We start from the raw sequence: 22707 nt of genomic DNA, 5'->3' as shown, positions 1-22707 counted from the left end.
CGTTCCGTGAACACCTCACTCACGTCCCGCTAACACACCGCGCGCGAACGGGTGAGGCCGAGCCGTGGGCATGGCCGCCCCCGAGCTGACGCCCGGTCGTCGTGCGCCTGGCGACGCCACGTCGGACGCGGGCAAGCGACCGCACGTGACGTGCACGCAGGACATGCGTCCTGCCGGACCGGTGACAGCCGGACCTGCCGACGCCTCGCCATCGACTGAACGCCGGGCCGGCGGGGCGACGTTGTTCACCGGTGGGAAGGGGCACCCGGCTTCCGACGAGCCAAGCTGGCATCGGTGGTCGGCGTGTCGGTGGCCTTGAGCGCCCTACGCGGCCCGCAGATGACCCGACGGGGAACTACTGCACCCCTTGATACACGCTAGGAGCGTGACGGTCGCTGAGCTCTGCTCAACAGGGCAGCGTGCGTCGGTCAGTTGGAGGTCGGCCCCCCGGGCGGCGCCACCGCGATCAGTCACCGGTGATGCGCATTCCGTCACTCCAATGGGGCGCATCGGATGGCGGTTCCGTCCGCCCCATTCCTAGCCTGGGCTGGTGCGTTCGATTCGCAGAGAACGCACGAACCACTCAGAGAGGTCACAGCATGTCCCGCACCAAGCTCCTCGCCCTGGCCGCTGCACCCGCGTTGGCCGTCGGCCTGGCGTCCCCCGCACTGGCCGATGACGAAAACCCGCGCCCCCGCGTCTTCACCGCAGAGAGCCCGGTTCATTCCATCGGGGCCAACCAGACCGAGACCGTCACTGTCACCTGCCCCAGGGGCACCTTTGCCGTCAGCGGTGGCTGGCTCGTCTCCTCCGCCAGCATCGATGTGACGGGCAACCGCGCGGCGGGCGACAGACGGTGGACGATTCGCTTCGAGAACGAGGCGAACCAATCCGGCAGGGTGCAGGCTTTCGCCCGTTGCGTGGCCTGACGGCGGGCACGCGCCGGGCAGGCGGAAGGGCCGAGCGGCGTCACCGCCTGAACGTCGCGACCGCTCTCCCGGCCGGGTCCTTCCCGTCCGGTGCGTCCTGTGCCCAGCTGGTGCTGTGGGCAAGTGCCGGGTATCAGCTTCCGCGGGCGCAACCCGTGACAGGCTCCGCGTCCGCTGTCTTGCGCGCACAGCAGGCGTCACTGCCGGTGCCTGCGGACGGACCGGCGCTCGTGCCGAGTGTGCCGGCGTCGGCCTTGACCACGTAGACCTCCCATGGCTCCTTGCCGGGGCCGTGCACCCACACCTTGTCCTGCAGGGCGTAGCAGCACGAGGTGTCGGTCTCCTCGAACGTGGCGAGTCCGGCGTCCTTGAGGCGGGTCGTCGCGGCCGTCACCAGGTCCGTGGAATCGACCTCGACGCCGAGGTGGTCGAGGCGGGTCTCCTGTCCGGGCTCGCCCTCGATCAGTACGAGCTTCAGGGGTGGCTCGGTGAGGGCGAAATGGGCGTAGCCGTCGCGTCGCTTCGCCGGTCCGCTGCCGAACAGCTTCGAGTAGAACGTGATCGACGCTTCTAGGTCGCTGACGCGAAGGGCGAGCTGTGCGCGGGACATGGCGGTCTCCCCACGGCTTGCATTGATGTCTTTCGATGCAAGCTTGCGCCCTGAATCGAAAAACGTCAACATAGAAGAATGTCGAAACAAGAGCGGGTGGTGCTCGGTCCGGCCGATGAAGCAGGCGGGTGCTGCCCAGGGCTGCTGACAGCTCCCGTCGATGAGGGGCAGGCCGAAGAGCTGGCGAAGGTGTTCAAGGCCCTGGGCGACCCGGTACGGCTGCGCCTGCTGTCGATGATCGCCTCGCGGGCCGGCGGCGAGGTCTGTGTCTGTGACCTGACCCCCGCGTTCGACCTGTCACAGCCGACGATCTCGCACCACCTCAAGCTGCTGAGGCAGGCCGGTCTCATTGACTGCGAGCGCCGCGGCACATGGGTCTACTACTGGCTGCTGCCCGAGATGACGGACCGCCTCGCGGGCATCCTCACCCGCCCCGCCGGAGAGCCCCTGCCTGCTCCTGCCGAGGCCGCCGGAGGGACCGCATGAGCGCCGTGCCCGGGACGGCGGTCGCCGGCCGGCTCTCGTTCCTCGACCGGTACCTCGCCGTGTGGATTCTCGCTGCGATGGCCCTCGGTCTCGGTCTCGGCCGCGTCGTCCCCGGTCTCGGGGATGCGCTCGCCGAAGTCACCGTCACCGGGGTGTCCTTGCCCATCGCGCTCGGTCTGCTCGTGATGATGTACCCGGTCCTCGCCAAGGTGCGTTACGACCGCCTCGACACCGTCACCCGTCCCAGGGCTCTCGACTCCGGTCGAGCAGGGGAGACCCCCATCCGCCGGATGCTGTTGCCCTCTCTGCTGCTGAACTGGCTCGTCGCTCCGGCGCTGATGTTCGCGCTGGCGTGGCTGTTCCTTCCCGATCTGCCCGAGTACCGCACGGGCCTGATCATCGTGGGGCTGGCCCGTTGTATCGCCATGGTCATCATCTGGAACGACCTTGCGTGCGGCGACCGTGAGGCGGCAGCCGTCCTGGTCGCGCTGAACTCGGTGTTCCAGGTGATCGCGTTCTCGGCACTCGGCTGGTTCTACCTGTCCGTGCTGCCCGGATGGCTCGGCCTTGAACAGTCCGCCCTCGACGTGTCCGTGTGGGAGATCGCACGGAGCGTGCTGATCTTCCTCGGTATTCCGCTCGCCGCCGGCTACTTCACCCGCCGAATCGGGGAGAAGGCCAAGGGGCGCAGCTGGTACGAGGCGAAGCTGCTGCCGCGCCTCGGTCCGTTCGCGCTGTACGGCCTGTTGTTCACGATCGTCATTCTCTTCGCGCTGCAAGGCGGTGCGATCACCTCGCAGCCGCTCGACGTCGCCCGGATCGCGCTGCCACTGCTCGTGTACTTCGCCCTGATGTGGGCGGGCTCCATGGCGCTCGGACGCTCTGTCGGCCTCGACTACCCGCGGGCGGCCACGCTTGCGTTCACGGCCGCCGGCAACAACTTCGAGCTGGCTATCGCCGTGGCCATCGCCACGTTCGGCGCCTCTTCCGGCCAGGCGCTGGCCGGTGTGGTCGGCCCCCTCATCGAGGTGCCGGTACTGATCGGCCTCGTCTACGTAGCGCTGTACGCCCGCCGCTTCTTCACCGCCCCTGCGCCTCTGGCCGAGGAAGGCCCCGCACGTGTCTGAAGTCGTCCTTCCTGCCGTGCTGTTCGTCTGCGTCCACAACGCGGGCCGTTCACAGATGGCCGCCGCGTTCCTGACGCACCTTGCAAGCGAACGGGTACAGGTGAGGTCTGCCGGGTCCGCCCCTGCGGATGCGGTGAACCCGGCCGTGGTCGCGGCAATGGCTGAGGTGGGTATCGACATCTCGGCCGAGGCGCCCAAGGTGCTCACCGTCGAGGCCGTGCGGGCATCCGACGTCGTGATCACGATGGGCTGCGGCGACGCCTGCCCGGTCTTTCCCGGGAAGCGTTACCTCGACTGGCAGTTGCCCGATCCCGCCGGGCAGGGTGTCGAGGCCGTACGGCCCATCCGCGACGACATCGAGCAGCGGATTCGCGGACTGCTCGACGAGATCGCCCCTGAGGGACGGACATGAGCAGGCCGCGAGGCCGCTGACGCCGGAGCGTCTGCCACTCACGGCCGCCCCTGCCGACCGCGGCGATCGCTCGGCCGCGCCCATCCGCCGCCACGGCATCGTTGCCCGGGCCGCCGCCCCGGGCCTGCCCGTGAACACCGCAGCCCCGGCGACCGCGCCGCGCACGGGCGCGGCAAACCGCACACACGTATGGCGGGCGGCCAGCAAGGTGGACCTGGTCAACCTCAAGGCAGGAAAAGCACCGGGCAACGGATAGGGGCGCTCTGATGGTGGGCGATCCACTCCGACGGTCGGTTCGGCACAGACCTGCCCTGATGCTGCCGAAAGGCCGTCGCGCCTCCGCACCGGCAAACCTCCGAGGAGCAGGAACGACGATGGCATCCGATCCGGCAATCGCCCAGGTGACCATGACGCTGGCTGCCCTTGCAGCCACCGGGAACACCCCGCGTCCCTCCGGGGAAACCCTGGAGCAGCAGACCAACCGCATCATCACCGGCATCAACGCGCAACTGCACGATCCCACCCTGGCGACCCAGGACGAGTGGGAGCTGGTGTGGCTCGCCCTGAGCGAGGCCAACGCCAATATGGCCTACCTCGTACGGAGCACCAACGGCTCGAACGAGTTCGCCGTGGTCGCGCGCGGAACGGACGCCGACTGGACCGACATCCTCGAAGACCTCGAGGTCGGCACGGTCGTCCCGTTCCCCGAAAGCGGATCGCCGAAGCCCGTCTACGTTTCCAAGGGGGCAAAGGACGCGTTCACACGAGTGGTCACCACCCGCTCGATCGCCTCTCCCTCCCCGAACGTCACGCTCGCTCAGGCGCTCTCCGTCGCGCTCAAGGCGGCGCCCTCCTCGCCGCAGCCGACCGTCTATCTGACCGGTCACAGCCTGGGCGGTTGCATCGCCAGCATGCTCGCGCCGTACCTTCAGGCACAGACCTGGCCGAAACAGCCGAAGTTCGCGGTGATGACCTATGCCGCTCCCACCGCCGGCGTGCAGAGCTTCGTCGACTACTTCAACTCCCTGCCCTGGGTCATCGACGAGCGCCAGAACAACGCCTACGACCTGGTACCGCACGCGTGGGCCGATCTCGACACCACCACCGGCTGGTACCCGAGCCCGGGACCCCAGGCGACCGAAGAAGTGAAGCTGCTCATCGGGGCGATCGCCAAGCGCACCAACGGCAACATCTACGTCCAGCCCGGCACGCTCTGCCTGATGAACACCGGATACACGAGCCTTTCCGAGAAGCTGGTCAACAAGACCACCCAGGACTTCCTCGGCCAGGTCGCCTACCAGCACGCCAACTCCACCTACCTGGAGCTGGTGGGGGCGCCTGACGTGCCTTCCCCGCCGGTGGTGACCGACATCAGCCCCACCTTCGGCGCCGCAGGCGAGACGGTGACCATCAACGGCACGTATTTCAGCCAGGACAGCAAGGTCGACTTCGGCCACTTCGCCTGCACCGATCGCGACGTCACCATCGACCCCTCCGGCCTCAAGATCACCGCCAAGGTCCCCACCGGTACGGGCGTCGTCCACGTCCGCGTCACCAACACCCTCGGCACCTCCCCGGCTATTGACATGGCGCAGTTCGCCTATGGCGGACCCGCACCTGTGGTGGTCCGTTCGGTCAACCCGGCCGGCGGAAAGGCCGGCACCCCGGTCACCATCAACGGCTCCGGCTTCGCCAACGGCGCCACCGTGCACTTCAAGGACAAGGCGTCCGGCTCGGTCAAGTTCGTCTCCACCGGCCAGCTCACCGCAACCGCGCCCGATCAGCTGGACGTCCACCAGACGGTGAACATCACCGTGACGGTCGGCAAGGCCACCTCTCCCACCAGCCCGGACGACGAGTTCACCTACACCGGACGGTAGCGTCCGCACGCCCCGTTCCCGGGTGCCCCTTCGAAAGCCCCGGGCCCCTTGCCACCGGCCGGCCGCCCCGTGTCCGGGCGAGGCTCGCCGCAGGACCATTCGTCCTGCGGCGAGCCGGCTGCCAGAGCTGGTGCTGATGGCGGCGGGCCCCGAGACCTGGGCGAATTGCAGCCCCCACGTGGCCCTGCACGACGTCAGCGCGACCGTCCAGGCCGCCCACCCCGCGTACCGGCAGAGTCTGGACCGGTTGTGCGAGATGGGCGTCTTGATCGGCTCGTACGGTCCGCACCGGCCGGCCGGTGGCGGAGCGGACCGTTTCCACTGGGAGGAGGCGTTGGAGCTGCTCGCTCCGGAGGTGTCGGGGCGAGCGTGATCACCGTTGTTCAGTTCCCGTTGCGCAGCGGCCCTGGCCAGCAGGGTGGTGGTGCCGTGGCCGACGCGTTCGGCCTGGTGGGCAACTCCCCCTTCGGGAAAGCGAATTCGCTCACAGGCGGCAGGCGTGTGGTGTGCAGGCCACGAAGAATGCGTCGCGCGGTCCGAGAGCGGGCTCGCTCCCGGGGTGCAGGCGGGGTGTCACGGCGTGGCAGCGTAGGTCGCCGCACGAAGGCCGAACTGGAGGCGGAGAATTCCGCGCTCCGTGCCGAAGTCGAGCGCCTCCGCCGCACAGCGGGCGAATAGGTCGCGCTTCTAGAAGGCGGTCGTCACAGCGGTTGCCCTTCGAGTGGTCTTCCGGACAGTGGCGGGCTAACCGGCATTCGATGAGACCGCTCTGCTGGGAGGGCACCTCGGCCCAGACGCATTTGCCGCAGGTGGTGTGCTCGGCCCCGTGGCAGAGGGGCAGGCGGTCGGTCAGCGCGATACCGCGCCCGGACTCAGGTGGCCCGTTGCGATGTTGAGGCGCATCATCTGCGCGGTGACGAAGTCGTCGGGCCCGATTGCTCGGCGATGGCCCGGTCCATGAACTCGTAGATCTCGGACAGGCCGACTGCGGCGTTGTCTGGCGTGCCGGTAGGCGCCGATGGCGACGGTCGCCATGGTGGCGGCATCCAGGCCGGTGGCCCATCGCATCGATCGTGGCCACGTGCAGGATGTGCTCGTTGAGGGCGTAGTCGGAGCTGTCGCCGGCGACGTTGTAGGCGGGCTCCAGGATTCCCGCCACCGCGACCTGCGGGACGGACATCGCCAGCGGCGGTAGCAGGGACCACTGGATCTCCGCGGCCGAGCTCATCGGTTCGCGGCGCCGGGCGAGGAAGAACCGGTCGGGTAGCTGTGCTTGGTGACCAGCAGGTCGGCGACGAGGCCGGCAAGTCTGCCCTCGTCAAGGGGGTGAAGGCCAGGTCAGGGTCGTGTGGTCAGCTGAGGAAAGACAGCCGGACTTGGCGTTCCGAGTTGTCCCGGTCGGTGTTCACCAGTACGACGGACTGTGACGCCCCCAGCTCCAGCTCACCGTCGACTACGGGCAATGTGGCGTGCGGTGGGACCAGAGCCGGGAGCATGTGGGCCCTGCCGTGGCCTGGACTGCCGTGGCGGTCTTGCCAGCGGTCGTCCGCCGGAAGAATGTCGCGGAGGGCCGCCAACAGGTCATCGTCGCTGCCCGCGCCGGTCTCGATGATTGCCAGGCCGGACGTCGCGTGGGGGGTGAAGATGTTCAGCAGTCCGTTTCGCCCGTGAGCGGCCTCCCGGAGGAACGCGGAGCATGCGTTGGTGAGGTCGTGCAGGGTCTCAGTGGAGCCGGTTGTGATGTTGATCGTACGGGTGGTGAAGGGGCCAGCCATGGTTCACCTATACCCGTCGCGGAGCCTGAGCGCTGACGGCCGGATGGGTGAACAGCCTTCGCTTCGCGTCAGCCCCGCTCCTCCTCTTCGGCTTCCATGAGCCGGATTCCCTCGTGCGTCAGCGTGACCATCACGGGTGTGTTCCCTTGTGCCCAGTCGACGGTGACGAGCCCTTCGCCCACCAGAAATGCGCAGGCAGCAGCCAGATCCTGCTCGGGGATCTGAAGATCGTCGCGCAGCTTTGCCCCGGTGACACCGAGGAAGCGATTGCCTTCCGTGGTCTCGTACAGGGCTTTCATGATCGCCTTGCGGTAGTGCTTCCGCTCTTGCAGAGTTGCCATGATCGCTTCCACTCGTGCCGGCGCCGACTCGGAGCCTGTGGGGCAGGCGAGGCAGTATGCCCGCCCCGCCGCCGTTGGCGGCTCTGGCTTCAGATCTCGTCCGTCTGTGTGCGGGCGTCCCCGGAGGATCGACTCGTCACCAGCCAGGGCTGCGCCGGCGCCGGCGTGTGGGTGGTGTCGACAGTGAGGTGGAGGCGGGTTCCGCCTGAGTCGTCGACGGGATAGCTGCGCTGTTCGGTGGCTGCGAAGTGATGACGGAGAACTTCTGCGACCTGACGGGCGGCTTCGGGTGAGGCGGCGACGATGCGCACGTCGGCGCGCCCGGCCGAGGGGAGTTCTGGTGGCTTCACGGTGGCCTCGTTCATTCAGGGACGGCAGGATGACGTATCGATGGGTGTGATGCCGTCGCGCCACACCCACCGCCCCCGGTCAGGAAAAGGTCGGTGTCATCTGCAGCCCCCGGCGTGGTGCTCGTGGTGGGGAGTTACGGGCGGTCCAGTGGGCTCGGTCGGCTGTCGGTTCGGGCAGCTCCGCCGTCGGTCTCCCACTCTTCTTCCTCCTGCAGCTCCTCCTGCGCGTGACGGGTGGTGTCCTCGCTCGTCATCAGCGCGCTGGCGGTGTGGAGGCCGCCGGGGGTGGCCGCGGCGGACATCAGCCGGGTGGCGGCAGCAGCGTCGGTCTCCGGCGGGATCACCAGCAGGTCCCAGCGGCCCGCGGTGTAGGAGTGAAGGATCAGCTTGTTCGGGTCCTGCTCTTCGGCGAACCAGCCCACATGCACCGTGTGCCCGTTCACCGGCACCTTTCGCGGCACCACGGGCCAGTGGGTCGGGTTCACCGTGACACGAGTGATCCGGCCCCAGCGCGCGTCCAGCACGTCGGTCAGAGCGGGAAGTTCTCGGAAGAGATCGCGAGAGCGGGGCCACCAGGCGCCGTCCAGGAGACCCGGAGGTGATCCTGCCGGAGTGAAGGAGAGGCGGGCCTGTGACGAAGGTACGCGCTCGCTGGTGATCGTACGGTCGATGGTGGCGGTCATGGCGCGGACCAGTCCCCGGGGCTCGTCGTCGACGTCCCGGTGTTGTTGCTCACCGGGAACGACACCGGCGTGGGAGTCGGTGTGCGAAGTACTCCCGGTCTCTTCACTCTACTCCAGCCAGCCGTCCGTGAAGGCGCGTGTGACCAGGAACTTTCCTGGCGAACGCGGGTCTGGCTCCGCCGCCGTGCGGCGCGCCCGCGTTTGCCCCGGCACGCGGAGTACGGTGAAGTGACGAGGTCACGTCGCCGGGCGGACGCACCGCCCCGGAAGGCGGGCGAACACACATGGCCGACTCCGACACTCCCCGCGTCCCGCAGGTTCTGCCGGACGCCGTCCACCAGGCAGTCAGGCCCGGGACGGGCCTCTTGCGGCTGGTGACCACGCAAACCCGCGAGCAAGTTCTCGACGGTGCGTGGTGGCCGCGTTCTCGCGACATCGGCGCCGAGCTCCCCGGTCTGATCGCCGCGCTGACCGCGCATCTCGGCCCCGTCCTGCGCGTCGGCCTGGACACCGCTGCCTGGGAAGAGCTGCCGACATGTCTGGTCATCGACGACCGGGTCGTGCACATCGATTCCTTCCCGATCGGTGACGACACCGTCCTCATCACCCGAGGCGACCAGGACTACTTCTCCCTGCTGGTGGTCCCGCCGCACACGACACCTGAAGCAGCCCGCGCCGCGATGGCCAGAGCCGTCGAGGCCGGCAACGTCACCCAGGCGGAGCAGATCCTCATCGACACCGGCACCCGTCGCGCCCACCCGGAGGCCGGGCATGCCGACCTGACGCGCGCCCGCGCCCCCTACCACCCATAGGTGCCCGCTGCGCCACGGCGTCCGGCTACTGGGCGGCAGGGGCAAGAGGAGTCGCCGGGCAAGCCCGCGGATGCCGTCCCCGAGGGGCCACAAGAGTTACGTCTCGCGACTCGAGATGGCGGACGATCGAATCGCTCAGGAGGGTCTTGTGGATGCCAACTCCGCGCGTTAATCGGTCCGTTATGGCCCACGAATGGCACGCGGCCCAAAAGATGGTCGGGCAATAACCAAGCCCCAGGCCGCTGACCTGGGGCTCATGCATGGAGCGGGTGACGGGAATCGAACCCGCGCTCTGAGCTTGGGAATCACGGGGTGATTGAACGGCGATCTGGGCTCTGACCTGCTGCGATGACCCTTCGGGTGGCCTGCTTGGCGGTCCCGTCACGTACCCGAATTCCCCGTGAGTCACCGGGTGTTCGGGCACGCAACGGGCACGTGTGCACCTTCGGATCCGTAGCTCTAGCTGGACCGGTCAGCGGCGGTCATACAGGCTAGATGCCTGCCTTTGTAGGTGACCGCGGGTTATTCACGGCTGCTGCGGTACTTCGCTGCTGTACCGCAACCGGCACCGACCAGAGTCGCCAGGGCTACGGCGTTTGCATAGGCGTTGGCCACCTGGGCGACCGGGCTCCAGGTGATCACCAAGATCAGGATTACTGCGACGACCCAAGGCCGGGAGCCAAGGTTTGACAGACTGCCCAGAGCATAGAGCACACTCATGATTGAGCCTCCATAGGTTCGTCCACCATGCCGCGCCTCGCCTGGAAGCCGGTGCCGCATGGTGGGCTTCTTTCTGTTCAGGCAAGGGTGGCCCATGCTCAATTGCCCTTGGGTGGCATTCGGATAGGGTTCAGGTGCTATCCGTTCACCGCATTTGCGTGACAGTTTTCGAGGGTCGCGGCACTAGGTTAAGCGGACATGGCATCAGGGCCTCCACCTGCACTCATGTCCTCTGCGCAGGTGAGAAGAACACCTTCATCAATTCACCTGTCTGGTACGACACTCCATGCGGAACTAGCAGTTAATTGCAGGAACTCGTAGGAACTTGCGCCTCCTTGTGCCAAAGGATGGCCGAAAATTGCTCGCCATGGCGTTGCCGCCATTTCGTCTGCGCGAACATCCTGCGTTTGCCACGACGGAGGGCGACCTGGCGGAGCGTCCATGACGGGCTCGGCCACATCGCGGCAGCAGAGAGCTCCTCCTCAGCCGCGAATCAGGGGCCGGTCCGCTTACGCGTCCGCATCCGTGGCGGTGGCGGTACGCCGGCTCGCCCATGCCGGCCTGCATGCCCTGAGCGCTCGGCCCTGCCGGAGGACTTCCGCTTCTACGATCTCCGTCACACCGGCCACACGCTGACCACGCGATCGGGTGCGACGCTCAAGGACACGATGGTGCGGGCGGGGCAGTCCTCCGAGAAGGCCGCGCTCTTCTATCAGCACTCGAATCTGGACCGGCAGAAGGAGGTTGCCAGCGGCCTGGACGCCATGGTGCGGGCTGCGCGGCAGAAGCCGGAGGCTGGACCGGATCAGGATCGATCGGGCACGTAGCGGGCACGAAGCGCTCAGCCCGGTCTAGACAACACAGAGGCCCAGTCGGGGAGTTACCTCCCTGAACTGGGCCTTCGTCTGTGGAGCGGGTGACGGGAATCGAACCCGCGCTCTGAGCTTGGGAATCACCGGCCGTTTGCCGCACTTATGCGCGCTGACCAGGTGAAAGGGCTCGCTGCGGCACTGCTGGGAACCCTCGGGTCGAACCCCTGTTGACCGTGGTTCTCCGCCCCAACTGGTGCGCTTCTGGTGCGCTGGGGCGTCTCCGGTGAGTCACCCCATGACCCACCGGACAGCTCCTATGGAGGGCCTGCGCTCGCCGACCACCTGCGAGCGGGACTTACATCAGCCCTTGTCTTCTTTCTTCACTTTGTACAGTTCGAGGTCTCTGTTCACGAACAGGTGCACATAGCCGCAGCTCCAGCAGATCAGCCCGGTCGCCGACTCGTTCGCCCAGCCGAAGCCCATGACCTCCATGCCGGAGCTGTTGAGCTTCACCTCACGGTCCCGAAACAGATCGCCCTGACAGAAAGTGCACTTGATCCACACCTTCCCGACAGCCGCACGTACCGGCTTGGCCACACCCACACCTCTCCCAAGAGCAACCGGAGTGGCGCAACCGCCTCGCACCCACCGCGCAGCGGTCAGCATAGTCAGAGACTCGAACAGGGCCGCGACTTGGAGGGGCCGCGGAGCGCCCCTGCTACCGCGTCATCCCGGCGACCACCCAACGGTCAGCTTCGCCGAGGGGCGCCCGTAAGTCGCGCGACCCATCGGACAGGCCCCTGGACGTGCGGCAATATCGGGCGCCGAGCGCCCAGCCCCCTAGCGACTGAGAGGGATCTCGTAGACGATCTCGCACAGAGCAGCGGGGACGACGATGTCCGCTGTCTCCACGGGCCGTCCCCCGTCGCTGTAATACGTCCGCCGGATGTGTGTGACGAGGCTGGCTTTCTGGATGCCGAGGAGCGACGCCTCCTCGGCATTCGCCGGCCGGGGCTCCGGCTGCTCCACGGCGTGGCTGATCGTGATGCCGATCTCGGCCATGCGGTTCACCACGCCCGCCCCGGCGTGTGGCCCACCCTCCGGGAGAACGACGAGCGTGCCGCCCGTGAGGTCGTACGGCTCCCAGCTCGTCGACAGCTGCACCGGCTTCCCGTCGGCCAGGAACTCGTACACGGTGCGAACGCACAGGTCGCCCTCGTCGAGACCGAGGCGCGACGCGATCTCAGCCGGTGCCGGGACCTTCGCCTCGGTCCGACTTTCCCAATCCCCTTGCTTGCCCAGGGCCTTCATGTCCGCGCGGAACGGGGAGCCGTTGGGCTGCTCGCGTGCCGAGGAGCGGACCATGCGTACGCGCTGACGAGGAGCGGCGACGTACGTGCCTGATCCTGCGTGGCCTTCCAGCACTCCCTGAGAGATCAGTAGCTCTTGAGCCCGGCGGATCACGTTCTCGCCGACGCCGCTTTCCTGGGCGATCTGGGCGCGTGACGGGAGCCGGTCTCCCGGCGTCCACTCATGCTCCGCGATGCGTCGCCGGAGCTCGTCAGCGATGCGGAGATACGGCGGCTGCTCAGGCATATGGAAAATCTAGTCCACTAGCTCTAATCTAGTTAACTAGCTTCACTCCAAGTGATCGCCAGTGACGGAGGCTGCCCTGTGCCTGCTTCGGAGTTAAGAGCCGGAGACATCGCAGCCCGGTTGTCCGCCGCCGGCCTCACCCCACGCGTGGAGCAGCACCGCGAACTCACGTCGATCGAAGCGGAGGTACCGGAATCGCTCTCCGCCGACTCATGGCGGGAGGTCTTGGAAGCCGTAGCGGAGGCCGACCGATTCGGGCTCCTCGCCAACAGCTTGAACAGCCGCACCTTATGGGCCGCCGTACGCACAACGGCCCCCGCGACGGGCGATGTCCGGGGGCCTGGCCATCAGCGATAGGAGCTGATCAGCGTGTTCAACCGTATCTGCCGTGCCGTCTCGCCCACCGATGGGCGGTGCGTCCCGATGAGCCGGCGCCACCGTTCCCCGATGCCCGTGGGGCCGCCCATCGCGCCTCGCGAACGCTTTGCGCACACCTGGCTCGCGATGGCGGAGGCCCTTTGATGCCTCCTCGCCAGCAGCTTCGCGTGCCCCACACGAAGGCCGTTCCCTACCGGTCGAGTTCCTGCCGGATCGGTACGCACTATGAGTGCGCGCAGTCTTCCCCCGCTGCCGCACCGATCGGCGTCCCCGTCGTCTACGAGGCGTGCGCTTGCGCCTGCCACACGGTGGCCGCCAACCGTAATGGCCGGACGGAGGCGCCCCAGTGAAAGGCTGGACACCGGGCGATGCAATGGCCGGTCCTGTCGACATCACCTCCGCGAGCGTGCAGCGCGGCGACATCATCCAGATCGGCGGTCAACCGTGTCGCGTGACCGACCTCCTCCAGCTGTCCGGTGGAGCGAAGCGTCTGTGCTTCGAGTCGGGCGAACTGCTCACCATGCTTCGCGCACTCGGCTCGTGGCCCTGCGAACGCTGAGAAGGTGGTGATGCAGTCCGTGCCCTCTCGCCGTCACGTCATCGCCGATGACATCCGGAACAAGATCTCGACCGGCCGGATCGAGGCCGGCGAACGCCTCCCGTCCGAGGCCCAGCTCGCGTCCCGCTACGCGGTCAGCACGCCGACGCTAAGGAGCGCCCTCGCGGTCCTCCAGGGTGAAGGGCTCGTCGAGAAGATCCACGGCAAAGGCAACTTCGTCCGCTACCCCCGCCGCAGAAGCACGTACGTCGGCGGTGCTTGCACGCTCAGGACGGAGCCCTCGCCCGAGTCGGCGTTACGCGTCAGCATTCGCACCACCGACCTCCAGGCGCACGGTCAACTGATTGGCCTGCTAGGGGTGTCGGCAAACAGCCCACTTACCGAATTCCTCTGCCTCAGCCACGAGAGGAAGTCACCTCACAGCCTCGCTCGCATCTACGTCCCTCGCGACCTGTCGCCGACCGACGTCCCCACCGAATCGCACTGCTGCAAGAGCGTTGAGGCAAAGCTGGCAGAGCTCCGCCCGCCCCTGGCCGAGGTCCGGGAACGAGTCTGCGCTCGTCCTCCGACACCAGAGGAATCGGCGACCCTCCGAATCAGCTCGGCCCTGGCAGTTCTCGCGATCACACGAGTGGCGGCCGACAGCACGGGACGCGTGGTCGAGGCGGCGCTCCTGGTGCTTCCCGGCGACCGAGCCGACGCACTCTTCACCACCCACCGCATGACCGACGAGAGGACAAACGGAGGATGACGACCCATAACGAGCTGCGGCTCCTCCCGTGGTCAGGGCCCCAGGGCAACCCCTGCTATTTGAGCACCGAGGACAGCGGCAGTTACCTGTCCCGCCTGGCTGACAACACCGAAGCGGTGCAGCTGGAAATGTCAGGCGAACTCCTGGATCACGCGCTCGAAGTCCTCGGCGACGGGGAAGCGGAGCCAAACGAGGTCCGGCTCTTGGCGATGGACATGACTGAAGCCCTGCGTGACGTGCGCCGTGTAGCGATCAGCCGCGGTCACCGCCTGCCGCTAGCGGGTCCTCCCGCTTCCGACGGAGGCGACGAGGGCCCTCGGCTGCCGGCGGCGGCCTTCGGCTAGCAGTGACACATCGACGGCAGGGGAGCCCCAATTGGCGTCTGGGCTCCCTTGCTGTCCGATCTGAGAGCTGTCTCGTAATCCCCGCCGGGCGCGCGACGACAGGGGACCGGGGCCTCGCCGCGTTGTCGGAACGTTCAGTACATCCAGTATGCGGACGTCCCTCCGCCTTGCGGTGCACTGCATCTGATGCCGCGCGCTCATCCACCAGGGAATATGGGACAGGCCTTAGCTCTCCGGCACCAGCCAGCTTTTCTATGAGCGAGCGCCTGAACTCGCGGTGATGTCTCGCGATCTCGCCCACCGGAGCCCGGTCATGCCGACCACGAAGCATCGGCGTATGTCCTCAACAACTCTTGCTGCATTGCCGATAACTCTGGGATCCGCCATGACTGCGATATTCGACGCACTCTGCGGTTACTCCGGACCCAGGCGCCTGTGACTCTGCGGGTAGATCCTACAACCTGAAGTCTTCGCCACGTTGCCCTGCATCTCGTGCCGCCAGGAGCAGGTGATTGAATAGCGTATCTTCAGTGCGCAACTCTCTGAGTCTTTCGTACGGCATTCCTGCCGCTTGCGCGATTCCCATCCAAGTGGCTCCTTCGTGAGCTGCTTTAAGCGCCGCAACTCGCTTAACATCTGCCCAGTTCTTCCTCTTCCACGGCCTGGCATCAGGCGGCGTGTACGGCATACATCCCCCTATGTCTGCTGCCTTGTAGGTTCGATCGACTCATCGATCAGGCCGGCAGATAGAATGCCCGTCCTTCGGTCTTCTTGAGGCACTCTCAGAGTCGTTGTAATTATCTGCGTTGCGGATAACGGTAGCAGTCAAGCTGAAAGGGAAGCGCCCACAAGTGGCCACAATATTCCAAGCTCGAATTCTTCTCTTCCTGTTACGTGCTGCTTCCCTGTGAGCGGCCTCGCTTCCTTTTGCGCCTTGGCTTTTCACGCCGTTTAATCTGTGCGTTCGGATCAACAAGAAGGTCGCGAATCTCGCCCCCCAAGCTGGAATATCTATGATTGCCGATCACGATGCGTCCAGGAACTTTATTAGCGGATATGCGATTCAGTATTGCCGATAGCAGAAGGATCCACCCAGATTCTGCCAGGTAGCTGATTGCATACGGGTCAGGCACAAAGGCTGGATCATGTTTGACCGCATTGTATGTGCCAGCGAATATGTCGTCCCAGTCCTCGGCGTCACCAACCCAGTCTGAGAACGCCTTTCCCACCAGTTTTGCCAGAGCCAGCGGACGACGTTTTTCCTGTGACCATTTAACCCCGCCCCGATCTTGAGAGGCGACCCAATATTCAATTGCAGCAGCGACTTCCAGGAACCTGGCTTCTACGCCAGCAGCGCCGACTCGGTACCTAAGGGTTAGAGCTCGATGCACTCGAGGTACCGTTTCGCAAAATTTAACCCATCTGGCGAGTCCAGAAATCCCTCCAATGTCATCCAACTCGAACAAGGGGATTCTAGTCATTGGTTCACGCGCTGGGACGCCGGTCGAGGCTTGCATGATTCGAGTGCTCCAGAATCGCGGGTGAGTGTCTGGATTCTCATCTGTCGCAAACTTGACGCGCCCGCCCCGGGCGGGCACAAATCCTCCGTGAGCAATATTCAGGATATCTTGAACCTGAATCAAGGGCCGAAGTAGATCCCTAAATGCACTATTCTTTTTAGCTGAGCAAGTGAGGGATACGGGTGCAAAAACGGATCTGTTGTCGGCATTGCCCTCTAGCCTCCAGTGCGAAGAGAGCGCAAGTTGGCGCCCGTGAGGCAGGGTATGCTGCTGCCTTGGCGCAGATTCAACGTGCAGCGCGACGCTCTTTCCTCGGCTGCTTTCGTCGGTTCTCGCCTTCTCGGTGATCGTCCGCATTCCCGACCACTCCGTGATGCCGGGGAAGAATGCAGTGATAGATCTCAGAGTATCCAGGTTCACGTGCTCAGGTAGCGCGCCGAAAATAGCGGTACCGGCAGTCTGCGTACGCACGGAGGGCAATCCGTGTGAACGTAGCGTTCTGTTTGACCTGAGAAAGTCCACCAAGAGGACACGCCCGTTAACAGTGGCACCGTACACGCATCGGGGCAGGGCATAGGTCTCATCTGGGGCGACCTCAGGGTCAAGAAAGTATTCGAGTTGAACGTTCCCATCGCTCAACTTGTTGATGTACCCGCCCCCTCTTTCCGTTGCGAACTCCCCCAATTTTACGTTATCCCAGAAGTGCCCCAGACTGCCTGCTAGGAGCTTTTCGTCCTTCTCTTCCATTCTGCACTCCTCCCCCTCTGGCGGGAAGCTGAATAATGGACGTCAGTGGACGATTCCTGACTGGCGCTGTTGCTTGAGCCAGTAAGGTACAGCAGGCTGATCACATCGAACGGCCTGCAGCATGGGGATCGCCATAGTGCATCACCAACCAGATCTAGCCTATTACGACACTGACGAGAAATTCGTGATCTTGCTTCCGTCGCAATCCATTTAGATCCTTTGAGAAGGATTCGGGATCAGCGATATAGTGATTTGGATCGTAGACGTATGCGAACAGTCGACGACAGTCCGGGTGCCAGTGATAGCTCTCGAAGTCAATTTGCAGCTCAGATGCGACCGTCTTAGCGTGTCGCGCATCACGGACATACTTGCACTCGATGAGGATGCCCTCATCTTTCACGATCAAGTCGACTCGCTTGGCCGAACCGGCGTTCTGTGGGGTCCATTCTTCTCGCTCGACTTTCGGAAACACTGCGCTTAGGGCGACCTCCACAATATCCTGCACGTCATATTCATTAGCTACCGTGAGGGCTGGCCGGCCGTGTGAACGAGAAGCCATTCTTCGCGCAGAGATCGCAACTGATTTCAGTGCTTGATGGACAAGTTCCTCTTGGTTCCCCTGGTTGCCGAGCGCAGGAAGGCGCTCGTAGCGATCTCTTTGTTTACCGCATACTAGACTCTCAAGATGCGGTCCCAAAAAACTTGCCGAGCATCCCCGATTGTCGATTACGGACCCGTTTTTGAGCGGGCGACTTCCGTATTCGCCATACTCGGTGACGCGTTTTCGGTATTTTTCACCCTCGATCGCTAGGACTGCTGCAGTGAAGTCCATTGTTTCTCGGAAGGCTTTAGCGAACTGCTGCTCCGCGACACTGGCTTCGACGTACTCATAGATCTCTGCAGGGGTGAGTGGGATTCGATATCGAGTGAAAGTTCCAAGGAATTCACCTTCCTCGCCGCGGTCCCCAAACTCGGCGTAAATGACCCCTTCCTGTTCCAGTGTCCGCAGATCCTCTGCCTTCCCTGGGAGCAGGTTTTTGAACGTCTTGCCGAATGCCTCGATGGTGACGTGTCGCACCCCACGGCGGCCTTTACTGTCTGTCACGGTCCCTCCCCGGCGAGAACTAAGCTGATGGTAAAGCGCACGAGAGGTCGGTGGAGCGGCTTTGGCCGGTGTCCTGCCCGGTTTGGGGTCGGGCATGATCAGGGGGCCGTACGCTGGCCGGCAACTCGGGCAGGCTTGTGGGCTGCCCGGAATTTGAACGAGTGGCCCCCTGGTCTTGCTCGACGCGGGTCCCGGACCGGGGAGGTGGGTAAAGCCGTGGAGCCGGCCGCCCCACCCCCGGCCTGGTCTTTCGCCCCTTGTGGGCGCGGGCGTCGACGGCGCGCGGCCCCGGCGGCGGAGACGAGGAGGGAGCCGTGCGGCGGCGACGGCCGGCGCCGCCGCGCTGTGCGCGGCACCTCTGATCTCTGATCTGACTGCTTGCAGTTTCAGGAGGCCGGGAAGGTCAGCGCTTCTGCGCCAACGTGTGGTGTGCTCCTGAACTGCCCCTACCGCGGGGCCGGGTAGCGAGCGGAGCGAGCCTTGATGAAGTAGGGAAAGTTCTATCGCGCCGGTGTCAGCTGCTTGCCGTCGTGGCTTCGCACGTGAGGGCCCGCCCCGTCCAGGGCATCCAGGAGCCGGATCGAGTAGACCTCGGACATGGACTCCGCCACCTCCTCGGGCGTGAACCAGGTGACGGCTGTCGACTCGCCGGAGGTGCGCTCCTCGCCTCCGGCCGGCTTGCAGCGGAAGACCAGGGCGACGATGCCTCGCGTCGTGTTCTTGTAGACCCCGGTGAGCTCGTCGACCTCGACGTGGATGCCCGTTTCTTCCCAGACCTCGCGCCGTACGCCGGCCTCTGGGGTCTCTTCGAGTTCGAGCACCCCGCCCGGGAGTTCCCAAGCGCCGTTGTCGGCTCGCCGGATTGTCAGGAGCTTGCCGTCCTCGCGGACCACCACTCCGGCCACGGACACGGAGTGCAGTGGCGTTGACTGGGCTTCCGGGGCGCTGTTACTCATGTACAGGAGCATAGGAGGATGGGAAGAGCTATGGGAACCGCGGTAGGAGGGGGTAGGGCCGTACCTCGATACGTGCAGATCGCCGACGAGATCGTGCAGCAGATCAGGGCTGGGGTCCTTAAGCCTGGCGAGATGGTGCCGAGTGAATCTGAGCTGGTCGAGCGCTACGGCGTCTCGGGCGGCACGATCCGTAAGGCGATGGTGGAGGTCCGTGCGAGCGGCCTGGTGGAGACTCGCCACGGCAAGGGCTCGATCGTGAAGGACCGGCCGCCGGTACGGCACCGCTCCTCCGACCGCTTCCGTCGCTCACACCGGCAGGGCGGCAAGGCCGCGTATCTGGCGGAGTCCGCCCAGTCCGGAGCCACGGCCAAGGTCAGCGTTCTGTACATCGGCCCCATGGAGGCCCCGGAGGACGTAGCCGATCGCCTCGGGGTCGAGCCCGGCACTCAAGTCCTCGCGCGCCGGCGGCTCTACTTCCGTAACGGCACTCCGGTCGAGACGGCCAGCTCGTACCTGCCTTGGGACGTCGTGAAGGACATCCCCGAGCTCTTCGCCGAGAACCCCGGCGGTGGTGGCATCTACGCCCGACTCGAAGACCACGGTCATGAGTTCGCGGAGTTCGTCGAGACCTTGCAGGCCCGGTCGGCCTCCAAGGCCGAAGCGTCGGAGCTGGCGCTCAGCCCTGGCTCCCCCGTCGTGCATCTCGTCCGTGAGGCGCTGACGACTGAGGGCCGCGTGGTGGAGGTCTGCGACACCCTCATGGCCGCTGACCAGTTCGTTTTTAGCTACCGCATCCCTGCCATGGACTGACGCTCGCTCAACTCTCCTCAACCCGCCCCGACTTCTTTGTCGCGGCGGGTTGACTCATGTACAGGAGTCGGGCACTCTTCTTCATGTCACTCATGTACATGAGTGACGGAGTTCAGCACCTATAGAGGAGTGATCCTTAGTGCGTCAGATCCCCGTCGACACCTCCGCCGCGACCGTGATGGTCGCGAAGCAGCCGCAGATCAAGGTCAAGGACCGCCGTACCGGTGAGGTCGCCCTCGACGTCGAGACCGGGGCGAAGCTGATGACCGTGGACGTGATGTTCGCCGCCAACGACGCGGTGGAGATCCTGTCCGTCACCGTCCCCGAGGGCGGGGTGTCCGGTGAGCTGGGCATGGGCACGCCGGTGGCGCTGACCGGCTTGATCGCCCGGCCGTGGGAGAACGAGTTCAACGGGCAGAAGCGGCACGGCATCGCCTTCCGCGCCGTGGCCGTCACCTCGCTCGCCGCCGGTGGCTCGCAGGCTGAGGCGGCCTGATCATGGCCCGGCTCTCGGTCGTACTGCTGCTGGTCGTCGCCACCGCTCTCGTGCTGCGGTGGCGGCGCCCCGCCTGGTACTGGATGAGCTTCGGGGTCGTCCTCGCCGCGCTGCGGGTGTTAGTCCGGTACGCCTCTGTCATGGACGCCTGCGGCCTGACGGTCCCGCCTCCGCGCTGGCGGCTCGCGCTCGCCCACATGGCAGATCGCCCGGCCCCCGAGTCACGTGCCTCACGCATCCTCCGTCTCCGGCCGACCCGTACCGGGCTCGTCCTGCGGCTCAAGCTCCGTCCCGGCCAGGACGTTTTCGACGTCTCGTCCGCCACCGACCGGCTGCGGCACTCCTTCGGGATGTACGGCGTCACCGCCCGGGAGATCCGCTCCGGGGTCGTCGAACTGCGAATGACGGGCTACGACGTGCTCAGGCGTGTGCAGATGCCCGCCAAGATCGACCGCGCTCCGATGCGCGTGCCTGTCGCACTGCGCGAGGACGGATCGGTCCATTACCGCGACTACCGGACCGTTCCGCACGGGCTCACACTCGGGGCCACCGAGTCGGGCAAGTCCGTCTACCAGCGCAACCTGGTGACCGGCCTCGCCGCTCAGGACGTCGCGCTCGTCGGTATCGACTGCAAGCAGGGCGTCGAGCTGTTCCCGTTGGCTCGCCGCTTCTCCGCCCTCGCCGACAACCAGGACACCGCTCTCGAACTGCTCGAAGCCCTGGTCTCGCACATGGAGTCCGTCTATCAACTCGTCCGCGAGGAACAGCGCATCAGCGTGAACATCCCGGACGCGGAGATCGCCGCCGACATCTGGGATCTGGCTGATGACCTGCGTCCCACGCCCGTCGTGGTCCTGGTGGACGAGGTGGCCGAACTCGCGCTCTTCGCCTCCAAGGAGGAGGAGAGGCGCCGGGACCGGATCATCACCGCGCTCGTCCGCCTCGCCCAGCTTGGCCGCGCCGCCGGCATCTATCTGGAGATCTGCGGCCAGCGCTTCGGCTCCGAACTCGGCAAGGGCATCACCATGCTCCGGGCCCAGCTCACCGGCCGGACCGCGCACCGGGTCAACGACGAGGCCAGCGCCAACATGGCCTTCGGCGACATCTCCCCGGACGCCGTACTGGCCGCCATCCAGATACCCGCAGACGCCCCCGGCATCGCCATCGTCGGTGACTCGACTGGCGGCTGGTCCCGCATCCGGGCCCCGCACACCTCGCTGCGCGAAGCAGTGAACCTCTGCAACAAGTACGCCGACCGCACACCGGACCTGCCCGCGCTCGCGCCCTTCCGGCCTGCCGTCGCCTCTCCGGCCTCCACCGCCGTATCGCTCACCAAGGCGTCCACCACGACTGCCTGACCCTCCCGCTCCACGGTCGGCGCCACCTCGACGCGCCAGGTCCCTACCCCCTCCATGCCAGATCCCGGAAGGAGAACCGTCATGGGACGCATTCGCCCGGACCCCGTTCTCGTACAAGCCGTCATCGCCGGAGCTCTTTCCTTCGCCCACCTCCACGACCTGGCCGCCGCTGCCGGACAGGACGGCTGGAAGGCATGGGCCTACCCGATCAGCGTCGACCTGCTGCTGGTCGCGGCCTGGCGGCGACTCCGCAACGACGGCTCGTCCCGGCTCGCCTGGTGCTGGTTCGTGATCGCTCTGGTGGCCTCGCTCGGCGCCAACGTCGCGACCGCCGGATTCCTCGACCTCCGGCACCCGCCCGCCTGGCTCCGCTTCGGCATCGCCGGATGGCCGGCACTCGCCTTTCTCGGCGGGACCCTGCTGGCCCATACGCGGAGTGCAGCTGAAGCTGCCGATCTCGCCCCGCCGGCTGATCTGGCTCCGGCACCCGACCCCGCTCCGGTCGCTGTCGCTGAACCTGCGGACAGCTCGCCTGAGTTGGACATCGCAGACCTTCCTGCGGCTGAACCACCTGCCGAACCGCCCCGGCCGGCGCCCGCACCTGCGCCCGTTCCGGCCGCGCTCGTCGCCCACGCCCGCAAGGTCGCCGACGAGCACCACGCCCGGACCGGAGACCAGATCGACACCGACACCCTGCGGGCCCGCCTCGGCGTCCCGCTTCAGCTCGCCGACCCCATCGCCGCCCAACTCACCTGACCAGCAAGGAGAACCACCATGCCCGCCCGCGACCACTTCCACTCCGTCATGCGAATCGGCCCCGTACAGATCGGCACCTACCGCGACCGCTACGGACGCACCAAGCACGCCGCCGTCTGCACTGCCGACCGCTGCGGCTGGTCCGCCGACTTCTCCAGCCGCTCGGCCGCCCAGCTCGCCGCCCGCACCCACCGCTGCACCGTCCGCTGACCGGCTGAGGAGACCAACGTGCACGTACCGCTCTGGCTCGCCCTGATTGCCGTCGGCTACCTCGGCATCAAGCTCATCCGCCCGCCCTGGTGGCTCGTGGCCGTGTTCCTCCTCGGCGGCTTCCTCCTCGCCGACAGCTTCCTGGCCTCCGCCATCGACACGGTCGTCAAGTAACGCCCGCAGA

26 protein-coding genes and 3 pseudogenes are annotated in these 22707 nt (G+C 66.0%); 18 read left to right on the top strand and 11 right to left on the bottom strand.

The genetic code is table 11. The annotated features are described in order from the left end of the window. Nucleotides 1-599: 599 nt before the first annotated feature. Nucleotides 600-929 carry a hypothetical protein gene (locus CFW40_RS16645; RefSeq protein WP_088798637.1) on the top strand — a complete coding sequence of 110 codons (330 nt, stop codon included), beginning with the start codon at nt 600-602 and terminating at the stop codon, nt 927-929. 133 nt (nt 930-1062) lie between these two features. On the opposite strand, the gene CFW40_RS16640 is transcribed toward CFW40_RS16645, so the two are convergent. Further along, on the bottom strand, nt 1063-1539 hold the full coding sequence (locus CFW40_RS16640) for an ArsI/CadI family heavy metal resistance metalloenzyme (RefSeq protein ID WP_088798636.1): 477 nt from the start codon (nt 1537-1539) through the stop codon (nt 1063-1065). 78 nt (nt 1540-1617) lie between these two features. Here CFW40_RS16640 and CFW40_RS16635 point away from each other — a divergent pair, with 78 nt between their 5' ends. The 5 genes and pseudogenes from CFW40_RS16635 to CFW40_RS16615 form a co-directional block, all read left to right on the top strand. After that, entirely contained in the window at nt 1618-2025 is a 408-nt protein-coding gene (locus CFW40_RS16635; protein WP_088798635.1) for a helix-turn-helix transcriptional regulator, read from the top strand. Continuing rightward, entirely contained in the window at nt 2022-3152 is a 1131-nt protein-coding gene (gene arsB / locus CFW40_RS16630) for an ACR3 family arsenite efflux transporter (RefSeq protein WP_088798634.1), read from the top strand. The genes CFW40_RS16635 and arsB overlap by 4 nt, the downstream gene beginning before the upstream one ends. After that, a complete protein-coding gene (locus tag CFW40_RS16625) occupies nt 3145-3564 on the top strand; it encodes an arsenate reductase ArsC (RefSeq protein ID WP_088798633.1) in 420 nt (139 codons plus the stop codon). Before arsB ends, CFW40_RS16625 begins: the two co-directional genes overlap by 8 nt. Nucleotides 3565-3938: 374 nt before the next feature. Next, nucleotides 3939-5444 (top strand): IPT/TIG domain-containing protein, encoded by a 1506-nt coding sequence (locus CFW40_RS16620; RefSeq protein WP_088798632.1) that lies wholly within the window; start codon nt 3939-3941, stop codon nt 5442-5444. A 205-nt stretch (nt 5445-5649) separates the two neighbouring features. After that, a pseudogene (locus CFW40_RS16615) lies at nt 5650-5817 on the top strand (flavoprotein); the annotation flags it as partial. Between the two features lie 500 nt (nt 5818-6317). On the opposite strand, the pseudogene CFW40_RS38095 reads toward CFW40_RS16615, so the two are convergent. From CFW40_RS38095 to CFW40_RS16585, 5 genes and pseudogenes are all read right to left on the bottom strand, one after another. Further along, nucleotides 6318-6755 (bottom strand): annotated as a pseudogene (locus tag CFW40_RS38095) (PP2C family protein-serine/threonine phosphatase); the annotation flags it as partial. 41 nt (nt 6756-6796) lie between these two features. Next, entirely contained in the window at nt 6797-7219 is a 423-nt protein-coding gene (locus CFW40_RS16600) for a YjbQ family protein (protein ID WP_088798631.1), read from the bottom strand. Between the two features lie 68 nt (nt 7220-7287). Continuing rightward, the gene (locus CFW40_RS16595) at nt 7288-7560 is read right to left on the bottom strand and encodes a hypothetical protein (RefSeq protein WP_088798630.1); all 273 of its coding nucleotides are present in this window, start codon (nt 7558-7560) and stop codon (nt 7288-7290) included. 89 nt (nt 7561-7649) lie between these two features. Next, nucleotides 7650-7925 carry a hypothetical protein gene (locus CFW40_RS16590; protein ID WP_256331440.1) on the bottom strand — a complete coding sequence of 92 codons (276 nt, stop codon included), beginning with the start codon at nt 7923-7925 and terminating at the stop codon, nt 7650-7652. 119 nt (nt 7926-8044) lie between these two features. Further along, nucleotides 8045-8593 carry a DUF5994 family protein gene (locus CFW40_RS16585; protein ID WP_088798628.1) on the bottom strand — a complete coding sequence of 183 codons (549 nt, stop codon included), beginning with the start codon at nt 8591-8593 and terminating at the stop codon, nt 8045-8047. 284 nt (nt 8594-8877) lie between these two features. Here CFW40_RS16585 and CFW40_RS16580 point away from each other — a divergent pair, with 284 nt between their 5' ends. Beyond that, nucleotides 8878-9405: a DUF5994 family protein gene (locus CFW40_RS16580; RefSeq protein ID WP_088798627.1), complete on the top strand. Its 528-nt coding sequence runs from the start codon at nt 8878-8880 to the stop codon at nt 9403-9405. Nucleotides 9406-10709: 1304 nt separating this feature from the next. Next, nucleotides 10710-10952 (top strand): annotated as a pseudogene (locus tag CFW40_RS38090) (site-specific integrase); the annotation flags it as partial. Between the two features lie 345 nt (nt 10953-11297). Here the strand turns inward: CFW40_RS38090 and CFW40_RS16570 are convergent. Both CFW40_RS16570 and CFW40_RS16565 read right to left on the bottom strand, forming a co-directional pair. Further along, complete coding sequence (locus tag CFW40_RS16570; protein ID WP_088798626.1) at nt 11298-11534, bottom strand: hypothetical protein; 237 nt, start codon at nt 11532-11534, stop codon at nt 11298-11300. Nucleotides 11535-11777: 243 nt separating this feature from the next. Continuing rightward, a complete protein-coding gene (locus tag CFW40_RS16565) occupies nt 11778-12533 on the bottom strand; it encodes a GntR family transcriptional regulator (protein WP_088798625.1) in 756 nt (251 codons plus the stop codon). Between the two features lie 78 nt (nt 12534-12611). Between CFW40_RS16565 and CFW40_RS38085 the strand changes: the two genes are divergently transcribed. The 4 genes from CFW40_RS38085 (at nt 12612) to CFW40_RS16540 (ending at nt 14565) form a co-directional block, all read left to right on the top strand. After that, nucleotides 12612-12890, top strand: a complete 279-nt coding sequence (locus CFW40_RS38085; protein WP_088798624.1) for a hypothetical protein — start codon at nt 12612-12614, stop codon at nt 12888-12890. A gap of 367 nt (nt 12891-13257) precedes the next feature. Continuing rightward, nucleotides 13258-13470, top strand: a complete 213-nt coding sequence (locus tag CFW40_RS16550; RefSeq protein WP_306427434.1) for a hypothetical protein — start codon at nt 13258-13260, stop codon at nt 13468-13470. Between the two features lie 10 nt (nt 13471-13480). Next, entirely contained in the window at nt 13481-14221 is a 741-nt protein-coding gene (locus CFW40_RS16545) for a GntR family transcriptional regulator (protein WP_088802164.1), read from the top strand. Between the two features lie 59 nt (nt 14222-14280). Beyond that, on the top strand, nt 14281-14565 hold the full coding sequence (locus CFW40_RS16540) for a hypothetical protein (protein WP_306427433.1): 285 nt from the start codon (nt 14281-14283) through the stop codon (nt 14563-14565). An 890-nt stretch (nt 14566-15455) separates the two neighbouring features. Here the strand turns inward: CFW40_RS16540 and CFW40_RS36665 are convergent. The 3 genes from CFW40_RS36665 to CFW40_RS16535 form a co-directional block, all read right to left on the bottom strand. Beyond that, nucleotides 15456-16832, bottom strand: coding sequence for a hypothetical protein (locus CFW40_RS36665; RefSeq protein WP_143034561.1), 1377 nt, complete (start codon nt 16830-16832; stop codon nt 15456-15458). Nucleotides 16833-16986: 154 nt separating this feature from the next. Beyond that, nucleotides 16987-17937, bottom strand: a complete 951-nt coding sequence (locus tag CFW40_RS36660; RefSeq protein ID WP_143034562.1) for a hypothetical protein — start codon at nt 17935-17937, stop codon at nt 16987-16989. 500 nt (nt 17938-18437) lie between these two features. After that, nucleotides 18438-18905 (bottom strand): NUDIX hydrolase, encoded by a 468-nt coding sequence (locus CFW40_RS16535; protein ID WP_088798621.1) that lies wholly within the window; start codon nt 18903-18905, stop codon nt 18438-18440. An 18-nt stretch (nt 18906-18923) separates the two neighbouring features. Between CFW40_RS16535 and CFW40_RS16530 the strand changes: the two genes are divergently transcribed. From CFW40_RS16530 to CFW40_RS37105, 6 genes are all read left to right on the top strand, one after another. Continuing rightward, complete coding sequence (locus CFW40_RS16530; RefSeq protein WP_088798620.1) at nt 18924-19703, top strand: GntR family transcriptional regulator; 780 nt, start codon at nt 18924-18926, stop codon at nt 19701-19703. Between the two features lie 139 nt (nt 19704-19842). After that, nucleotides 19843-20199, top strand: a complete 357-nt coding sequence (locus CFW40_RS16525; RefSeq protein ID WP_088798619.1) for a hypothetical protein — start codon at nt 19843-19845, stop codon at nt 20197-20199. A 2-nt stretch (nt 20200-20201) separates the two neighbouring features. Further along, nucleotides 20202-21557 carry an FtsK/SpoIIIE domain-containing protein gene (locus tag CFW40_RS16520; RefSeq protein WP_088798618.1) on the top strand — a complete coding sequence of 452 codons (1356 nt, stop codon included), beginning with the start codon at nt 20202-20204 and terminating at the stop codon, nt 21555-21557. Nucleotides 21558-21638: 81 nt separating this feature from the next. Further along, nucleotides 21639-22313, top strand: coding sequence for a DUF2637 domain-containing protein (locus tag CFW40_RS16515; protein ID WP_088798617.1), 675 nt, complete (start codon nt 21639-21641; stop codon nt 22311-22313). An 18-nt stretch (nt 22314-22331) separates the two neighbouring features. Beyond that, nucleotides 22332-22523 carry a mobile element transfer protein gene (locus CFW40_RS16510; protein ID WP_088798616.1) on the top strand — a complete coding sequence of 64 codons (192 nt, stop codon included), beginning with the start codon at nt 22332-22334 and terminating at the stop codon, nt 22521-22523. An 18-nt stretch (nt 22524-22541) separates the two neighbouring features. Beyond that, complete coding sequence (locus CFW40_RS37105) at nt 22542-22697, top strand: hypothetical protein (protein WP_088798615.1); 156 nt, start codon at nt 22542-22544, stop codon at nt 22695-22697. The last annotated feature ends 10 nt before the right edge of the window (nt 22698-22707 follow it).

It is taken from the genome of Streptomyces sp. 2114.4, assembly GCF_900187385.1.
Classification (GTDB): domain Bacteria; phylum Actinomycetota; class Actinomycetes; order Streptomycetales; family Streptomycetaceae; genus Streptomyces; species Streptomyces mooreae.
This window is presented reverse-complemented; position numbering and strand designations above follow the sequence as displayed.

Coding starts and splice junctions, on each gene's coding strand:
- CFW40_RS16645 (WP_088798637.1), top strand. CDS start 600: ATGTCCCGCACCAAGCTCCTCGCCCTGGCCGCTGCACCCGCGTTGGCC.
- CFW40_RS16640 (WP_088798636.1), bottom strand. CDS start 1,539: ATGTCCCGCGCACAGCTCGCCCTTCGCGTCAGCGACCTAGAAGCGTCG.
- CFW40_RS16635 (WP_088798635.1), top strand. CDS start 1,618: ATGTCGAAACAAGAGCGGGTGGTGCTCGGTCCGGCCGATGAAGCAGGC.
- arsB (WP_088798634.1), top strand. CDS start 2,022: ATGAGCGCCGTGCCCGGGACGGCGGTCGCCGGCCGGCTCTCGTTCCTC.
- CFW40_RS16620 (WP_088798632.1), top strand. CDS start 3,939: ATGGCATCCGATCCGGCAATCGCCCAGGTGACCATGACGCTGGCTGCC.
- CFW40_RS16600 (WP_088798631.1), bottom strand. CDS start 7,219: ATGGCTGGCCCCTTCACCACCCGTACGATCAACATCACAACCGGCTCC.
- CFW40_RS16595 (WP_088798630.1), bottom strand. CDS start 7,560: ATGGCAACTCTGCAAGAGCGGAAGCACTACCGCAAGGCGATCATGAAA.
- CFW40_RS16590 (WP_256331440.1), bottom strand. CDS start 7,925: ATGAACGAGGCCACCGTGAAGCCACCAGAACTCCCCTCGGCCGGGCGC.
- CFW40_RS16585 (WP_088798628.1), bottom strand. CDS start 8,593: ATGACCGCCACCATCGACCGTACGATCACCAGCGAGCGCGTACCTTCG.
- CFW40_RS16580 (WP_088798627.1), top strand. CDS start 8,878: ATGGCCGACTCCGACACTCCCCGCGTCCCGCAGGTTCTGCCGGACGCC.
- CFW40_RS16565 (WP_088798625.1), bottom strand. CDS start 12,533: ATGCCTGAGCAGCCGCCGTATCTCCGCATCGCTGACGAGCTCCGGCGA.
- CFW40_RS16545 (WP_088802164.1), top strand. CDS start 13,481: ATGCAGTCCGTGCCCTCTCGCCGTCACGTCATCGCCGATGACATCCGG.
- CFW40_RS36665 (WP_143034561.1), bottom strand. CDS start 16,832: ATGGAAGAGAAGGACGAAAAGCTCCTAGCAGGCAGTCTGGGGCACTTC.
- CFW40_RS16535 (WP_088798621.1), bottom strand. CDS start 18,905: ATGCTCCTGTACATGAGTAACAGCGCCCCGGAAGCCCAGTCAACGCCA.
- CFW40_RS16530 (WP_088798620.1), top strand. CDS start 18,924: ATGGGAACCGCGGTAGGAGGGGGTAGGGCCGTACCTCGATACGTGCAG.
- CFW40_RS16520 (WP_088798618.1), top strand. CDS start 20,202: ATGGCCCGGCTCTCGGTCGTACTGCTGCTGGTCGTCGCCACCGCTCTC.
- CFW40_RS16515 (WP_088798617.1), top strand. CDS start 21,639: ATGGGACGCATTCGCCCGGACCCCGTTCTCGTACAAGCCGTCATCGCC.
- CFW40_RS16510 (WP_088798616.1), top strand. CDS start 22,332: ATGCCCGCCCGCGACCACTTCCACTCCGTCATGCGAATCGGCCCCGTA.